At 69.7% G+C, this 17,379-nt stretch carries 9 protein-coding genes; 5 read left to right on the top strand and 4 right to left on the bottom strand.

What is annotated here, in order from left to right; genetic code table 11:
* The first annotated feature begins 4 nt into the window (after positions 1-4).
* Together OH807_RS05725 and lysA are read left to right on the top strand one after the other, a co-directional pair.
* Complete coding sequence (locus tag OH807_RS05725; protein ID WP_406194688.1) at positions 5-220, top strand: hypothetical protein; 216 nt, start codon at positions 5-7, stop codon at positions 218-220.
* A 72-nt stretch (positions 221-292) separates the two neighbouring features.
* The gene (lysA, locus tag OH807_RS05720; RefSeq protein WP_406194686.1) at positions 293-1,675 is read left to right on the top strand and encodes a diaminopimelate decarboxylase; all 1,383 of its coding nucleotides are present in this window, start codon (positions 293-295) and stop codon (positions 1,673-1,675) included.
* Positions 1,676-1,709: 34 nt separating this feature from the next.
* Here lysA and OH807_RS05715 read toward each other — a convergent pair whose 3' ends face one another.
* Entirely contained in the window at positions 1,710-2,090 is a 381-nt protein-coding gene (locus tag OH807_RS05715) for an alpha/beta fold hydrolase (RefSeq protein ID WP_406194683.1), read from the bottom strand.
* A gap of 81 nt (positions 2,091-2,171) precedes the next feature.
* Here OH807_RS05715 and OH807_RS05710 point away from each other — a divergent pair, with 81 nt between their 5' ends.
* The gene (locus OH807_RS05710; protein WP_406194681.1) at positions 2,172-2,765 is read left to right on the top strand and encodes a TetR/AcrR family transcriptional regulator; all 594 of its coding nucleotides are present in this window, start codon (positions 2,172-2,174) and stop codon (positions 2,763-2,765) included.
* A 95-nt stretch (positions 2,766-2,860) separates the two neighbouring features.
* Positions 2,861-3,475 carry an SMI1/KNR4 family protein gene (locus OH807_RS05705; RefSeq protein ID WP_406194679.1) on the top strand — a complete coding sequence of 205 codons (615 nt, stop codon included), beginning with the start codon at positions 2,861-2,863 and terminating at the stop codon, positions 3,473-3,475.
* 178 nt (positions 3,476-3,653) lie between these two features.
* Here OH807_RS05705 and OH807_RS05700 read toward each other — a convergent pair whose 3' ends face one another.
* The 3 genes from OH807_RS05700 to OH807_RS05690 form a co-directional block, all read right to left on the bottom strand.
* On the bottom strand, positions 3,654-4,361 hold the full coding sequence (locus OH807_RS05700; RefSeq protein ID WP_406194675.1) for a hypothetical protein: 708 nt from the start codon (positions 4,359-4,361) through the stop codon (positions 3,654-3,656).
* Between the two features lie 108 nt (positions 4,362-4,469).
* Positions 4,470-4,661 carry a hypothetical protein gene (locus OH807_RS05695; RefSeq protein ID WP_406194672.1) on the bottom strand — a complete coding sequence of 64 codons (192 nt, stop codon included), beginning with the start codon at positions 4,659-4,661 and terminating at the stop codon, positions 4,470-4,472.
* Between the two features lie 65 nt (positions 4,662-4,726).
* Positions 4,727-8,194 (bottom strand): RICIN domain-containing protein, encoded by a 3,468-nt coding sequence (locus OH807_RS05690; RefSeq protein WP_406194670.1) that lies wholly within the window; start codon positions 8,192-8,194, stop codon positions 4,727-4,729.
* Positions 8,195-8,755: 561 nt separating this feature from the next.
* On the opposite strand from OH807_RS05690, the gene OH807_RS05685 reads away from it, so the two are divergent.
* Positions 8,756-17,011, top strand: coding sequence for an RHS repeat-associated core domain-containing protein (locus OH807_RS05685; protein ID WP_406194667.1), 8,256 nt, complete (start codon positions 8,756-8,758; stop codon positions 17,009-17,011).
* Positions 17,012-17,379 lie beyond the last annotated feature (368 nt).

The raw sequence follows: 17,379 nt of genomic DNA, 5'->3' as shown, positions 1-17,379 counted from the left end.
CCCCATGAGTGAGACCCAGGCCGTCATGACCGCCGCGCGGCCGCTGCGCACGGTCGGGCCCAGCGCCGTCCTGCCGCGCCGCCCCGAGCGTGCGTCGACCCCTGCGGTCCGGCCGGACCGGGGTGAGGAGGAGCCCGCTGACGGGCCGTCTGCGGACGGTGGCCGGCACCTGCGCGGGCGGGCGGCGCACTGCCGGGCCGCCATGGGCTACGTCGACTGAGGATCGAGGCCCGCGCAGGCCTGTCGCGCCACGTCCGCAAGCCCCTTCGACTCCCCGCAGGAGCAGTACGCCATGACGAAGCCGTCCACCGCCCCGATCGCCGTCCTTCCCGCGCCCGGCGGCGCACCGCACCGCGCGCCCGCCCCCGGCGCCACCGCCGTCGGCGGCCCCTGGCCGGCCTCGGCGCGCTCCGGCCCCGGCGGCGAGCTGACGGTCGGGGGTGTCGGCATCGCCGAGGCCGCCGACCGCTTCGGCACCCCGCTGTACCTCCTCGACGAGGCCGAGGTGCGGGCCCGCGCCCGGGCCTACCGGAAGGCCCTCCCGCACGCCGAAGTGCTCTACGCGGCCAAGGCGTTCCTGTGCAGCGCGATGGCGGACTGGGTCGCCGAGGAGGGCCTCGGCCTGGACGTCTGCTCCTCCGGCGAGCTCCGGCTGGCGGCCGCCGCGGGCTTCCCGGCGCAGCGGATCGTGCTGCACGGCAACGCCAAGACGCCGGAGGAGCTGCGCCTGGCCCGGCGGCTGCGGGTCGGCCGGATCGTCATCGACGGGCCGGCCGAGATCCCCCGGCTGGCGGCGCTGGTGGCGGCGGACACGCCGCAGCGGGTGCTGGTGCGGGTGGTCCCCGGGGTCGCCGCCGGTCACCACGAGGCGGTGCGGACGGGCGTCGGCGGCCAGAAGTTCGGCTTCCCGATCGACGGCGGTGACGCCGCCGACGCCGTCGCCCGGGTGCTGGCCCAGCCGGGCCTCGAACTGGCGGGCCTGCATTGCCACCTGGGCTCCCAGATCACCGAGGTCGAGCCCTACCTCGCCGCCGTGGACGCGGTGGTGCGGTTCTTCGCCGAGGTGCGCGACCGGCACGGCGTCGAGCTGCCCGAGCTGGACCTCGGCGGCGGCCACGGCATCCGCTACCTGCCCGGGGACGACGAGTTCGACCTCGCGGGCTTCGCCGGCCGGGTGACGGCCCGGCTGGCTGCTCGCTGCGCCGAGGCCGGGCTCGGCACCCCGCGGCTGCTGGTCGAACCGGGCCGGGCCGTCGCCGGGCCGGCAGGCGTCGCCGTCTACCGCGTGCTGTCGGTGAAGCACACCGCCGACGGCCGGGTGTTCGCCGCGGTCGACGGCGGCATGAGCGATAATCCGCGGCCCGCCCTCTACGGTGCGCCGTACACCGTGCGGCTGGTCGGCCGGTGCTCGGACGCCCCGCCGGCCCGGATCGACGTGGTCGGCCGGCACTGCGAGGCCGGCGACGTGCTGGTCCGGGACGCCCGGCTGCCCGCCGACCTGCGGGCCGGTGACCTGCTGGCCGTCCCGGCCGCCGGCGCCTACCAGTTCTCGATGGCCTCGGGCTACAACCTGGTCGGCCGCCCGGCCGTGGTCGCCGTCCACGGGGGCCGGGCCCGGCTGCTGATCCGCCGGGAGACGGTCGAGGACTTCCGCGCCCGCGAGGTGGGCCGCTGACGGCACGGGCCCGCGACCGGGGCGGCCACCGGCCCTACCGTTCGACGGCCCGGAGGATGCGGTCGGCGCCGGCGCCGGGGACGACCTCCACCCGGGCCGCGGGCACGACTCTGCCGAGCCGGTCGGCGACTTCGCGCGCGTCGTGCAGGGCGCTGCGTTCCCCGAGCAGGAACAGCGTGGGGACGGTCAGGCGGCGCAACTCTTCGTCGGAGAGCACCGGCGGCACCGGGAGCGCGCGGCGAAAACCCGTCGACGCGCGCATCAGGCTCATCAGTCCGGTCTCCAGGACGGCGCTGTTGCCGACCAGCCGGGCCAGTCGGGGGCGCAGTGGCCGCGGCGCGGTGGCGGCGAGCGCGCCGGCGATCAGCCAGCCGTAGAACCGGGGGCCGAAGCCCGCGAGGCCGGCGGGGTCCACCAGGGTGAGGGAGGCGGTCCGGCCGGGGTGGTGGAGCTGCTGGTTGAGCGCCAGTCAGCCGCCGTAGGAGCAGCCGACGAGATGGGCGGCCGTCACCTCCAGTGCGGCCAGGAGCTCGTCGAGCCAGGCGGCGAACGCCCGGCCGTCGAGGATCGGGGCGCTCTGCTCGCTCGCGCCGCCGAGGCCGGCGTCTCGCTGCGACTGGTGCAGTACTACTTCGAGGGCAAGGAAGGGCTGCTGCTGGACGCACTGGCCAGGCTCGGTGCCCAGCTCCAGGACCGGATGGCGCAGTGGATCGGCGCGGCGGGCTCCCCGCCCACGCCGCGCGGCACGGTGACGGCCGTCCTGTCCTGCGTCCTGCCGACCGATCCGGAGAGCCGCCGGATCACCCGGACCTACGCCGCGTACTACACGCTGGTGCTCAGCGACCCCGAGGTGCTGGCGAAGCACGGCACGGCCCAGCCGGATCTGCTGGAGGGCTTCCTCGCCCGGCAGCTCCGGGCCGCCCAGCAGACCGGTGACGTCGACCCCGGCCGGGATCCGGAGGTGACCGCCGCCGGACTGCTGGCCATGGTCAACGGCCTGGGTTCGAGCGTGCTGGGCGGCCAGCGCACCGGCGACGCCGCGCTGGCGATCCTGACCCGTCACCTGGACGAGCTGTTCCGCTCGCCCTGAGCTTGCTGTTCAACGTGCATCCAAGATCCAACTGAACGGATGAGTGTCCTTCGACTCGGCTGGGTCGACTGCGGAACGAGACGGAGGGCAATGCCGTGCACCTTGGCATCGAGCGACTTGCTCAGGTCATGTCGCCGGAGAACGGCGCCGACGAGCGCGTGGATTGGGCGGCTGCCGGGACGAGCTGGGGTACCACCTTCCCCAAGGACTACCGGGCCTTCACGGCGGTGTTCGGTAGCGGCTCGGTCAGCGACGAGATGGACCTCCTCGCCCCCGCGCCGGTGGGCAGCACCCTGGTTGCGTCGATGGCGGACGTGACGGCAGACGCTCGCTACGCCTGCGAGACGGAGGGTGGCCGGGCTGCCCTCGATGTCGGCCCTGACCACATCCTGGCGTGGGGGACGACATCCGGCCCGGACATGCTGTGCTGGCTGACCACAACCGAGGATCCTGACGACTGGCCGGTGCTGGTCATCGGCCGTCACACCCGACCGATGTTCACGGTCCACCCGTTGGGCATGGCCGAGTTCCTTCTCCGGCTGCTGGGTGAGGATTCGACCGCGTGGGAGCGGTGGCCGCTCAGTATCGGGCGCCCGCTACTGGTGAAGCCGTCGGCAGGCTTCGTGCACTGGCAGGTGCAGGAGCACAGGTGGAGGGCCGGCCTCGACCCGGCCACGGGAGAGCCGAGCAGGTACCCCGACGGCTTCTGATCCTCCGGTCAGCTTGCCGCTGAGAACAAGTGGTCTCGCGGTCACTCGTCCGAGTGTCCACGGGGACATGGGTGCGGCCTTGGCGTAATCCTGTACCCCTTGCAGATCCAGGATCGTGCGAGGGCGGACCTGCTGTCCGGGAATACCCATGCGGGTGATCGGCTCGCGGTCGGACCGGCTACGGCGCCAAACAGGGGTCACCCGTCGGCTTTCTCCGCTCGCCCTCGGGGGTGAAGGTCAACGATTCGCGGAACGAGCCGCCGCCGAATCGCACAGCGAGGAGCGACGGTTGCTCGTGCTCGGGTGGCCACGATCCAGCCCCGGGTTCGGTGCCGTTCCACAGGTGGAAGACCACCATCGGCTGCTGCGGATCCTCGGTGAGGTAGCCAAGCGTCTTCCCGTACAGAGGATTGTTCCCACCGAAGAGCAAAGAGGGAGGACCGAACTCCGCCGTCACGTCGACCCAGGTCCGGTCAACCTCGGCCCACTGCCGGACCCTGCCTGTGAGGGCCTCGTACTCCTCCCCGGTGAGAGTGCGATCGGGCTTGAGCCAGCCGCGTCGCTGTGCGAACTCCGCGTACACCGAGGCGACCTCACAGCAGTCGACCTGAGCGGGGAGCATGTCCCGGAAAGCCCCGGCGGGGCCTATGGGGGTCCACAGCCCCCGCTCGTCCCAACCCTGTTTCAACTCGGCCCAGGCCTCGGGCTGGCGCTCCACGAACAGCAGGTGGTCGATCAGGACCCGAAGAGCCACCTCGCCCCCGAACATCCCGGGCCGACGAAGCGCGAGATCGAGCTGGTCAATGAGGTAATCGTGGATCTCTTCAGCAGCGGCAAGCGGAGTAGGAAGGGGCACGCACACAGTCTTCCGCACGATGATCACCACGGGCCACGGATTCCGATGACGATCACGAGTGGTTGAACGTCAAGCCGAGCGGCGGTCGGACACCCGGCGCGCGACCGCGGGCCCACCGGGCCGGCGGCCGCGCACGGTTCACGTCGCGGGTACGGCGGCCGGGGCGGTGGTGGTCCGGGCGGTGAGGGCCCGGCCGTAGCGGCGCAGCAGGAGGACGGCGGTGGCGGCGAGGCCGACCAGCAGGCCGACCCAGAGCCCCCGCGCCCCCCGTCCAGCGGGTACGCGAAGAGCCGGGCGGCGGGCAGGCCGACCGGGAGCGCGAACACACACCCGGCCGGGATCAGCTCCTTCCGGTCGTGGGCCCCGCCGGTTGCGGCCGGCGGGGCCCAGGTGTGTCAGGTGGTGGGGGTGAGGGTCCAGCGTTGGTTGGGGTTGTTGAGGCAGTCCCAGATGCCGAGTTGGGTGCCGGGGCCGGTCTGCCATCCGGGGAGTTCGAGGCAGCGGTCGGACGTGGTGGTGCGGATCGTGCCGTCCGGCCTGCGCGTCCAGCGCTGCGCGGGTGCCCCGGTGCAGGTCTGCATCTCCACAGCTGCGCCGTTTCCGGTGTTGTTGCCGGTGGTGGCCAGGCAGTAGCCGTTGTTACGGATGCTGCCGTCGACGGTGAGGTTGAAGTGCTGGTTGGCGCCGTCGTAGCAGTTGTAGAGGACGACCTGCGCGCCGGGGCGGGGGCCGCCGAGGGCGTCGGCGCAGGTGTTGCTGAGGTCGGAGCGCAGGGAGACGGCGGCGGTGGTCCTGCCCATGGTGGAGGGGGAGGTGAAGCCGTCGACGCGGTTGGCCGTGGCCGAGTGGTTGACGCCACGCCAGATGGTGAGGTTACCGCCGGTGTCGGTGGTCCACAGGTCGGCGAGGCCGTCACCGTCGAGGTCGCCGGAGGACCCGATGGCGGGATAGTTGGCGATGGTGGTGCCGCTTCCGGCCAGGATCAGGTAACCGCTGTCGGGGCGGGTCAGTGCGCTGTAGTCGGGGCTGGTCCCGCCGGTGATGGCGTAGGCGTAGACGTTGCCGGCGCGCTGGGGGTCGCTGCCCCGGTACCGGGCCCACAGGGTGGGCTGGTTGACGGTCGTGGTGGCGCCGGTCGTGGTGGAGGTGGGGCCGTTGGCCGGGCCCGGGTTGATCAGCTCGTAGTCGTTCCAGGTGCCGGACTCGGGTGCGATGAGCTGGGCGGTGGAATCGAGTTGGTTCAGTCCGGGCTGGGGCCGGTGAAGCCACAACTGGCCGTTCTCGACGGTCAGGAGAGAGGTAGCGGTGTTGACAAGTGGGTTCCCCGCCGGCGGGGCGACCGGCTCGCCCTCGGGTGTGCCCAGGGCGACGACCTGGGTCACGTCACCCCATCCCGACTTGAAGGCTGCGGGGCAGGCCTGCTTCGGGCCGCCGGGGGTGAGGATGCACTGCGTGGGGCGTACGAGTTCGGCCTGAATGCCGAACAGGCCGGCCTGGTTGTTGGTCAGGACGTAGAGCTTGTCCTTGAGGGTGGCGTTGTTGGTGTTGTGTGCGATCAGCTGGTCCACGGCAGAGCCCTTGTTGAGGGTGCCGCGGTGGGTGATCTGGTAGTCGCTCCAGCTGCTGGGGGTGTTGATGTCCAGACGGGGGGCGCCTCCGGCGGGCACGGACGAGGCACGCGTGGGATCGGTGTTCCCGCCGATGGTGCGCAGGTTGCCGGCGCTGTCGGGCAGCAGGATGTCGGGGACGAGGTCGCCGTCGACGTCGCCGAAGACCTGCGGGGTGCCGGGCTTCCAGGGCGCGTAGTACCGGTAGACGGCGACCTGGCTGTAGTTGCCGGCGCGGTCCTGCGCCTGTGCGTAGAGCAGGTTGGTGCCCCAGCGGCCGGGCACGTGCGTGAAGGAGAACTGGCCGCTGGCGTCCGGGCGTACGGAGTTGGGGTCGTCGCAGCGCCAGCCGGTGACCGGGGTGGGGTCGATGCTCACCCGGAAGCACGCCAGGCCGGAGGCGTTGAGCCCGTTGCCGGGGGCGGGGTCGGTGCCGGTGAGCACGAAGCGGCCGGCGTCGGTGTTGTAGCGGCTGGGGTGGTCGTTGGGGGTGCCGGAGGGCGGGAAGTCGGTTGAGGTGATGGCCGCGGTCGGGTTGGTGCGGTCGACCCGGAAGTAGCACCAGGGCGACTCCGCCGAGGTGAGGGTGCCGTCGGTGACGGCGGCGCGCCAGCCGTACTGGTGTCCGTCGGTGAGGGAGCCCACGGCGATGGTGGTTCCTTCGTTGTAGCTGCCGGCCCACGGGGCGTCCTGGTAGAGGTGGAAGCCGGCGTCGTTGTCGTCCCACAGGTGGAAGCCGGTGTAGAGGTTGAATCCGGCGGGGGACCAGCTGTTGACGGACAGGTAGATGTTCTGGTTGTTGCCGACCCAGCCGGGGTTGTCCCACGGGGAGGCGCCGCCGGAGGTGCACGCTGCCTGGCCGCCGGTGTCGGCGAAGCCGGGCGCGGGGCTGGTGCGCGAGTACCAGACGGAGGGGGTGATGTCGTACTCCGTCGTGATCGACGGGTTGTTGGCGAAGTGGTGGCGGTAGAGCTTCTCGTTCTCGCTGTCAGGTGCGATGGCGACGGTCCAGCTGCTCTGGTGGTCCGCCGTCAGCTGCTGGACGGCCGCCGTGACGTCGAAGCCGAGACCGCCGGTGTTGGTGAGGGATCCGCCGGTGATCCTCGGGCAGCCCTGCAACCCGTCGACCCGGCACGGCTGGTGGTTCCAGTCGGTGGAGCTGCCGATACTGGAGCCGTAGGGGGCGCCGTAGACCCCGTAGGGCGTGTCGGTCGAGGGGCTGGATGCGGCGGTCACCGTCGTGTTGAGGGTGGAGCGGAAGACGCTCGGTGCCGCGGGTGCTCCGTTGGGGGTGGTGGTGAGCGCCGGGTTCAGCGCGAACTGGAAGTAGGCGCGTTGCCGGCCGAACGGGTTGCACGACGGGACGTTGCTGTAGCCGCAGTACCCGGTGGCGACGTTGGCGAGCGCGTTGTAGTTGCGTGCGCCGGGGTGGTTCTCCTGGACCTCGACCGATCCCGCGGCGCTGCTGGTGGCCACCAGGGTGGGGTCGATGTACCAGGGGCCCTGGCCCTTGCCGAGCACGGCCTTGTCGGGTGTGAGCTCGAGTGTGGTGCCGGAGACGCGGGTGGCGACGGGGGCGACGCGGGACCCGGGCCCGGGTGCCTCGGCGGTGGCCGGTGCCGTGGTCGAGGCCGGTGTCCCGATGTCGGTGGCGGAACTGCGGGCGGTGAGCGACGCGGCGGTCTTGCCGGCGGTGGGCGCGACGTCGATCGAGGAGTCCCACTGCAGCGGCGGCGGGGCGCTGAAGCGGGCCGTGCCCTTGTCGTCGAGCGCCGTGATGTTGCCGGCGGCGTCGGCGGTCACCGCCAGGCCGGTCGCCGACGTCGTGAACTTCAGGGTCGCCAGCGCCGGGTCGGCGGCGGCCTGCGCGGTGTGGACGACGATGACGTTGCGCCAGCCGCCTACCTCGAGCGCGGTGACCTGGAGGTCGATGTCGGGCAGGACTCCCGCGTACAGGGCGGTGGAGCCGTTGAGCGAGGGCGCGGGCAGCGGGAACGGCGCGGTGACGGCCAGCGTCCTGCCGTCCTGTGTGGCCAGGGTGGCCATCGGCCCGGATCCGCCGCCGGAGAAGCTGACCTGCACCGGTGACAGTACGGGGGCCACAGAGTTGTCGGCGTTCCTGCGTAGCGTCATGTCGATCGCGGACCAGGAGCCACCGGACCGGGCCCGGACCGGGTTCGCGTTTTCAGTGGTGGCCAGCCGCCCGGTGGGGAAGACCGTCGTCTGCGAGGTCGCTGTGGTCAGTGCGTCCACCACGACGGCCGCGCCGGTGGACCTGGCTCGGGCGAGCGCGGTGGTGATCGCTTGCTGTTCGGCGGTCGGAGCCGGACGGCTGCCGGCGGGCGGGCTGACCGTCAGTGGGGAGGCGGGGCCGTGTCCTGGGGGCTGCCCGGTGCCACCGGTGGCGGAGGCCGGCGCGCAGATCCCCCCGAGGACGAGGGCGAATGTGAAGGCGGGGAGAAGTAGACGCCGGGCTCGGGGAGTTGCGCCGTGTGACGTTCCTCGCCGTCGGCGCTGTCGGTTCGGTGCTGTGGTCATCGGCATGGCTGAAGTCGCTTCCCCCTGGTCAGAGCCTTTTCCGCCCGGTCGGACGATGAGGGGAACGATGCGCGGATCCTCGAACGAGGTCAAGCCAGGGGGTGACTTATTGTCACATGTCCATTTGGTTCCACTGCTGACGATCAAGAAAAGATAAAGATTCGGTGGGCGGGTCGGTCGGCTCTGGTGGTCTGTCACTCCCTGCCCCTAGGGTCTGCACTGATCATCGCACCTGTGTGCGAACTTGTACGTTGAGTCACGAATGCCGGGAGCTTTGCGGTGGGGATTTGGCATGCTCGAACACCGAGCGGTCGCAACATCGGACACGGACGCTGGATCGGGCTGACCATCGCCCTGTCCGTCGCCATGGGCAGCCTGACGGCCCCCTCGACCGCCGCGTGGGCCGCCCTCGCGGCATCCGGCAAGGGACAGAACTGGGTCCCTCCCAATCACTCCGTCGGCGACACCGACCACCCAGTCGCGGTCCACGACCTGCAGGTGACACCGCTCAAGAAAACCCCGCCACCCGCCTCACAGGTCTGGCACCCCGCCCCGCCCCCGCCGCTGCAGACCGGCACCGCCACCGTGACGCTCGGCCCCGACGGCCAGGAGGCCAAGGCCGCACGCGCACTGAGCGCAGGCGTCGCGCCGAGCTCGTCCGGCCAGGCCTTCGCCCAGGCCGGCACTCTCCCTGTGAGCGCAGCCGCAGCAATCGATCCCGCAGTATCGGCCGCCGCGGTGACGGTCTCGGTCACCGACCAGGCCACGGGCCGGGCCGCCGGCGTCAACTCCCCGCTGATCACGCTCAGCACGCCCCAGCCCGCGCCCCAGCCCGGCACACGACAGGCCAAAGTCGCCATCGACCCGGCCTCCTGGCAGGGACCGGGCTGGGCCGACCGCACCCGCCTCGTCAGCCTCCCGGCCTGCGCCCTGACCCACCCCGAACGCGCCGAATGCCGTACCCAGACCCCGGTCGCCTCACAGGTCGACCCGGCAACGGGCCAAGTGAGCGCCGAGGTGACCCTGTCGCCCACCGCCGCGCCTTCGGCAGGCAAGCCCGAAACGGCAGGTGCCCAGGCGCCCGCAGCCCAGACAGCCGCCGCACCCGTCGGTGCGACCGTCCTCGCCACCACCACCGCCCCCTCCGGGCCCGGCGGGGACTACAGCGCGACACCACTGACCCCCTCGGCGGCATGGAGCAGCGGACCCAACACGGGCAGCTTCACCTACAGCTACCCCATCCAGACCCCCTCCTCGGTCGGCGGCGGCGCTCCGACCGTCGCGCTGACCTACAACTCCGCCGCGGTGGACGGACGCACCTCCGCGACGAACTCCCAGTCCTCCTGGCTCGGCGACGGCTGGGGCTACAACCCCGGATTCATCGAGCGCTCCTACCAGAGCTGCAGCATCAAGGACAGCACCGGCACGGCCAGGATCAACGGATCGGGCGACCGCTGCTGGTCCGGCCAGAACGCCACCCTCTCCCTCGCCGGTCACTCCGGCACCCTGGTGCGCGCGGACAACACCGGCGTCTGGCACCTGCAGAACGACGACGGCTCGAAGGTCGAACAGATCACCGCCTCCACGAGCGACAACAAGGTCGTCGAGTACTGGAGGGTCTCCACGTCCGACGGCATGGAGTACTACTTCGGACGCAACCACCTGCCCGGTGGTGACGGAAGCGACCCCGAGACCAAATCCGCCCTCACCGTCCCGGTCTACTCACCCGCACCAGGCGACCCCTGCTACGACCCCGCCAAGGGCGCAGGCTCCTGGTGCCAGATGGGATGGCGCTGGCAACTCGACTACGTCGTCGACACCCACAAGAACCTCATCACCTACACCTACAAGGCCGAACAGAACACCTACAACCGCGGCGCCGGCCAGAACAACGGCAACGGAACCCTCACCAACTACCAGCGCGGCGCCACCCTCGCCCAGATCGGCTACGGCCTGCGCCTGCCCGACCAGATCGCCGCCAAGGGAAGCCTCCCCCAACCCGCCCGCGTGCTGTTCGACGCCGACAAGGAACGCTGCGACCCCGACGGCACTACCTTCAGCTGCGCCGAGTCCGAGCGGAGCAGCTCCAACGCACGGTTCTGGCCGGACACCCCGCTGGACCAGATCTGCCCGGACGCCGGACCGTGCGCGAACGCGGCCCCCACGTTCTTCAGCACCAAGAAGCTCACCGGCATCAGCACCGAGGTGTTGGTGGACGCCAAGCCCGTCACGGTCGACAGCTGGGAGTTCGCCCACACCTGGTACAACCCCAACGACACCACCGCCAAGACGCTGTGGCTGTCCGCCATCAAGCGAAGCGGCACCAACGGCCAGGCCAAGGAGACGCTGCCCGCCGTCACGTTCGCCTGGCGCGGCATCGCCAACCGCGTCGACGGCCTGGTCCCCGCCGCGCCGAGGTTCTGGCGCCCGCGCGTCAGTGAGATCGTCACCGAGACCGGCGGAAAGATCAGCGTCAACTACATCGGCGCCGGACCCGACCAGGCATCGGCACCGGGTACGGACCGCGCCGCGTGTTCACGCGTGGAAGGCCGCATGCCGGTCTCCGCCGACAACAACCCCATGGCCTGCCTGCCCAGTAAGTGGTACCGGGACGGTTCGACGACCCCGGTCGACGACTGGTTTCTCAAGCCTCTCGTGGCCACCGTCACCGAGACCGACGCCGTCACCGGCCCCAGCGTCAGCAAGACCACCACCTACACCTACAACGGCGACGCCGCCTGGCACCGCAACGACTCCGAGTTCGCCGACTCGAAGACGCGCACGTGGGACGACTTCCGCGGCTACCAGTCCGTCACCACCACCACCGGCAGCGCCCAGACCGGCGAGGCCCCGCTGACCCGCCACACCGTCACCTACCTGCGCGGCATGAACGGCGACCTCCTCGCCGACGGGAAGACCACCCGGGCGACCAAGGTCACCAACCCGGTCACTGGCACCGCCACGGACGACGACAACTGGCTCGCCGGCAGCGTCCTGGCCACCGAGGCCTACGACAAGGCCGGACCCGGTGGCACCGTCACGAGCCGCACCACCTCGCTCTCCACCGGCAGCACGGTCACCGCCACCCGCACCTACCCCGGCCGCACCGACCTGCGCCCCCTCGAAGCCCGCTACCCGGCCGACCAGCTCACCACCGTGACCCAGACCCGGCTCACCGGCGACCAGTGGCGAACGGCCACCACCGTTGCCAAGAGCGAGCCCGCCTACGGCAACCGCCTGCTGTGGACCGATGATCAGGGCGACGGCACCAGTTCCACCCCGCGCCTCTGCACCACCCGGGCCTACGCCACCTCCACCAATTCCGGGTTCGCCACCCTGATTGCCGAACAGACCACCACCACCGGCTCGTGCGGGACGCCTGCGACCAAGGACAACACGGTCTCCAGCGTTCGCACACTGTTCGACAACAAGCCGTTCAAGCAGGCCGGCGACCTGGGAGACATCACCAGCACCCAGATCCTCGACCACTACGACCCCTCCGGGCGCCCCGTCTACGCACTGACCGCAACCGCTGCCTACGACACCTACGGCCGCAACACCCGCTCCGCAACCACCGACGGGTCGACCTATGACAAGGACGGCAACCAACTCACCAGCGGGACAGTGACCCCTGCGGCGACCTCGACCACGCGTACCCCCAGCAGCGCAGCCATCCCCAAGACGGTCACCACCGACGGGCCGATGCCCGGCTGGACCAGCACCGTCGTCCAGGACCCGGGCCGCAGCACCCCTCTGACTGCCACCGACGCCAACGGCCGCACCACCACCTCCCGCTACGACGGACTCGGACGAATCAAGGCCGTCTGGCTGCCCGGCCGCCCCACTGACCAGAACGCCAACCGCAAGTTCGACTACACCGTCAACGGCATAACCGGCCCTTCCGCGGTCACCACCCACATCCTGAACGAGCACGGCACCACCTACTCCGGCAGGACCGAACTCTTCGACGGCCTGGGCCGGCTTCGCCAGACCCAGCAGAGCAGTCCGTCCAAGGACGCCGGCCGCCTGATCACCGACACGGCCTACGACTCGCACGGCTGGCCGATCAAGTCCTCCGCCCCGTACTACGACGACAAGAGTGCCCCGGCCCAGGCCATGGTGAGCGCGCAGGACTCGCAGATCCCGGCCCAGACCTGGACTACGTACGACGGGCAGGGACGCGTACTGAGGGAGGAGTTCCGCTCCTACGGCAACCTGCAATGGGCAACGGTCACTGCCTACCCGCGGGCCGACCGGGTCGACGTCAACCCTCCGACCGGCGGCACTCCGACCTCGACGGTCACCGATGCTCGTGGCCGAGTCGCCGAGCTCTGGCAGTACCGCACGGCGACCGCAACGGGCAACCGGGCCGACGCCGACGTCACCGCCTACCAGTACACCCCGGCCGGTCAGGAGGCCTCTCACACCGATGCTGTTGGGAACACCTGGTCCTACACCTACGACCAGCGCGGACGTCAGATTTCGGCGGCCGACCCCGACACCGGTGTCACCCGGACGTTCTACGACGCCAACTCCCGCATCGACCACACGACCGACGCCAAGGGCAGTACGCTCACCTCCACCTACGACCTGCTCGGCCGCAGGACCGGTCTCTACGACGGCCCGGTGAACGACGACAAGAAGCTCGCCGCGTGGAAGTACGACACGCTTGCTAACGCCAAGGGCCAGCTGGCCGAGTCAACCCGCTACACCGCGGGCGTCCGGGGCCCCGCCTACACCAAGGCGATCACCGGGTACGACGAGGCCTACCGCCCGCTCGGCACGTCCATCACGATCCCCTCCAACGAGGGTGCGCTGGCAGGCACCTACACCACCACGAACACCTACAACCCGATCCTGGGCACCATCAACTCGGTCAGCATGCCCGCAGCCGGCGGCCTGCCGGCCGAGACCTTGGGCCTCACGTACGGCGACCGCGGTGCCCTGACCGGCACGGGCAGCACCCTCTCCGGCAACCCCGTGGTGGCCAACGTCGTCTACGACGCGATGGGCCGGGCTGTGCAGACGAACATCAACCCGCCCGGCACACAGGTCGTCTCGACCCAGGAGTACGACTGGGCCACCGGGCGGCTGATCAACTCGTTCGTCGACCGGCAACTCGGCACGGTTGCGGCCGACCAGACGTCGTACACCTACAGCCCGTCCGGCCGCGTCACCTCCGCGACCAGCCTCCAGAACGCCTCCGTCCGCGACACCCAGTGCTTCGGCTATGACTACCTCGGCCGACTCACCCAGGCGTGGACCGACACCGGCGGCACCTCCACCACCGCGGACTGGACGGACAGCACCGGCAAGGCGCACGGCACCGGAAGCTCCAGCAAGGTGCCGGGAACCGGCGCCTGCAACAACAGCACCGGCCCCGCCACCACCGGCACCGGAGCCAACAGCGTCGGCGGCCCCGCCCCGTACTGGAACGAATACTCCTACGACGCCACCGGCAACCGCACCGGCCTCACCCAGCACACCACCGCCGGCACCAACGGCCTGGACGCCGCGCAGATCACCCAGCTCACCACCGCCGGCGACGCCACCCAGACCTGGGCCGTCGCCCTGGCCGGCGGCAAGATCTGGCTCGCCCCGCAGGCCCCCGACAGCAGTTGGGGCCAGTTCACCGACCTCGGTGCCAAGGCAGGTGCCCTCACTGGAGTCGAATCGGTCTCGGCCGCGGTCAGTAACGGCCAGCTCCAGGTGATGGCCATCGCCGGCGGCAAAATCTGGCACACCCTGCGTAACCCGGACGGCAGCTGGCAGCAGTGGGGTGACGTCTACGGTGCCGTCGGCCCCCTGACCCAGCCCAGCCAGCTCGCCCTGACCTCCACCGCCGCCGGCCTCGAAGTGCTGACCACCTCCGGCGGCAAGCTCTGGCACACCCTGCGCAAGCCCGACGGCTATTGGCAGTCGATTGGCTGGGGCGACGTCTACGGTGCCGTCGGACCGCTGAACGGCACTGTCAGCCAGATCGCCGCGTCCTCCACCGCCTCCGGCCTGGAGATCATGGCGATCGCCGGCGGCAAGCTCTGGCACACGGTACGCATGACCAGCGGCTACTGGCAGGCTCAGGGCTGGGGTGACGTCTACGGCGCCACCGGAACCATCGGTGCATCCCGAGTCAGCCTCGCCGGCGGCAACGACGGCAGCCTGCAGGCCGTCGCCCTCGCCCAGGGCAAACCCTGGCACGTCGTCCGCGACACCTCCGGGAACTGGACGACCTGGGGCGACGTCACCGGCGCCGCCGGCCCCATCGGCGCCTCCACCGCGGTGGGCGTCTCCACGGCCGGTCCTGACCTCAAGGTCCTGGTCGCCGCCGCGGGCAAACTCCAGTACACCCGCCGCGACGGCAACACCAAGGCCTGGACGCTGTGGAACGCCCTCGCCACCGCATCCTCCAGCGACTCCACGACCGCCCAGAGCTTCCCGCCGGCACGCACCACCAACAGCCCCACCACCGCCCCGAACACCGGCGGCGGAACCGGCGGCCCGCACGCCCTGCTCACCTCGACCACCACCTCGACCGCAGGCACCAAAGCGGTCACCTACCAGTACGACGCCAACGGCAACACGACCGCCATCACCGATACCGCCGGTACCACCACCCTCCAGTGGAACAGCGAGAACAAGCTCGCCTCCCTGAACAAGACCGGCACGGCCGGTGCCACCACCTACCTCTACGACGCCGACGGCAACCAGCTCATCCGCCGTAACCCCGGCAAGGTCACCCTCACCCTCACCAACGACGAACTCACCCTCGACACCGCATCAGGCTCAACCACCAACACCCGCTACCTGCCCTCACCCGGCGGCCTCACCGTCCTTCGCGTCACCGCACCCGTCGGCGGCGGAACCCTCCTCGTCCAGGCCATGGACCCGCACGGCACCAGCAACCTCCAGATCGTCCCCGACAACAACCAGGCCCCAAGCCACCGCCTCACCGACCCCTTCGGCAACCCCCGAGGCACCCAGCCCGACGCCGCCGCCTGGGCCAGTCAGAAGGGGTTCGTCGGCGGCAGCAAGGACGAGACCACCGGCCTCACCAACCTCGGAGCCCGTCAGTACGACCCCACCACCGGCCGCTTCATCAGCCCCGACCCCCTCCTCGCGCCAGCCGACCCCCAGCAGTGGAACGGCTACGCCTACAGCAACAACGATCCGGTCAACCTCAGCGACCCCAGCGGCCTGATATCGACCGACTGCAAGGAAGGCGGATGCAACGGCCACTACGATCCGCACTCCAGCGCTGTAGGACCAGTCAGGCCGATGGCCAGTTTCTGTGCGACCCTCCAGTGCGCCCAGCAGACCTCAAACGGCGACTACTGGGACGACGCCCTCAAGACCGCAGCAAAGGCAGTAACCAGCGCTGGAAACGGCTCCGGTAAATCCACGAGCGGCTGTTACTGGGCGATGGGAATGAAATACGGCTGCTCGGACAACAGTGGGAGCCGCGGGAACTCCAACTATCCGTCGACCCAGAAGAAGATCGACGGGGCACCCGGCTTGAAGGATGTCTCGCCGTGGCAGCAGGCCATCATCATCGGGGTATCCGCTATTGCCGGTGCTGTCGTTGTGGCACCAATTTGCGCAGCGATGCCTGTGGAGTGTGTTGGAGTTGCTGTCGATGAAATGATCAGCAACCAGGCGGACGTCCCCATCGGTCTGAACCCGAACGGGGTTGCCAAGCAGGGGGCCAAGGCCGAAGCGAAGGCCGAAGCGAAGGCCGTGATCGTCTGCCACAGCTTCCCCGCAGGAACCCTCGTCCTCATGGCCGACGGCACGGTAAAGCCGATCGAGGAAATTACCCGCACAGACTACGTACAGGCGACAGACCCGCAGACAGGCAAAAGCGAGAACGCGGCCGTCGAGCAGACGATCTACACGCCGGACGACAAGGAATTCACGGAGCTCAGTCTCACGGATTCCGCTGGGACTGTCGTTGCCATCACCTCCACTCAGAAGCACCCGTACTGGGACGCGACCGCTAGCCGGTGGGTGAACGCAGTAGACCTTCTCGCCGGTCATCAGGTTCTCGCCGGCACCCAGAATGATCTCACCGTCAGTACCGTCCGAAACTACACAACGCCACCCCGCGGCGCCTATAATCTCACGATCGCTGACCTCCACACGTACTATGTCCTGGCTGGAAACACGCCTGTCCTGGTGCACAACAGCAGTTGTGATGAATTTGGCAATTTCATAGCCGGATCGGCCGATGCGCAGAAACTTGTAAGTCAGCTACGAACTGAGTCTGCGAGCTCCCCATTCACTGCCGATGGGCGGCTGACGCAGGATGCGATCAACAGCTCTCGGCTGGCAATGCCAGGAAGCAAGATGGGCAATACGGAACTTCAGGAGCGCTTCGCAGCTAGAGGCGGCGCGGCGCAATGGGGAAAGTACAGCACTGTCACGAGCCAGAGCCCGTACGGCGACTACCAGGTGCATTACTATATGAACTCTGTAACAGGAGAGGTCATGTACGACTATGACTACAAGGTGGTCCTGAACCGAAGGGGTGCGAAGTGAAGGTTCGGTTCACGGACCCGGGGGGACTTGACCGGCGCATTCGGCAAGGGTCTGATGCTCTGCATCCAGGTGCCGAGTACGCGGTCCTGGAGATCTTCTGCCAAGCTGATGGTCCTAATTATTTCAGGATTGAGTTCCATGAAGGGGAACTCCCGCCGCTCTTTGACTCTCGGCTATTCGAAATCGTGGATCCAGAACTTCATCCATCGTGGAGTTTCCGCCTGGAGTGGGACGGGTCAATAACGATTGGCCCGGCCGCGTGGAGCGTGTCCGAATTTTGGGAGGAGTTCATGGAGCACGATGCCCGAGCAATTGAGAGTTACCGGGTCGAGCGCGATAGGATTCTAAACTCGCAGTAAGCGAGTTGG

Source organism: Kitasatospora sp. NBC_01560 (genome assembly GCF_045208415.1).
Taxonomy (GTDB): Bacteria; Actinomycetota; Actinomycetes; order Streptomycetales; family Streptomycetaceae; genus Kitasatospora.
This window is presented reverse-complemented; position numbering and strand designations above follow the sequence as displayed.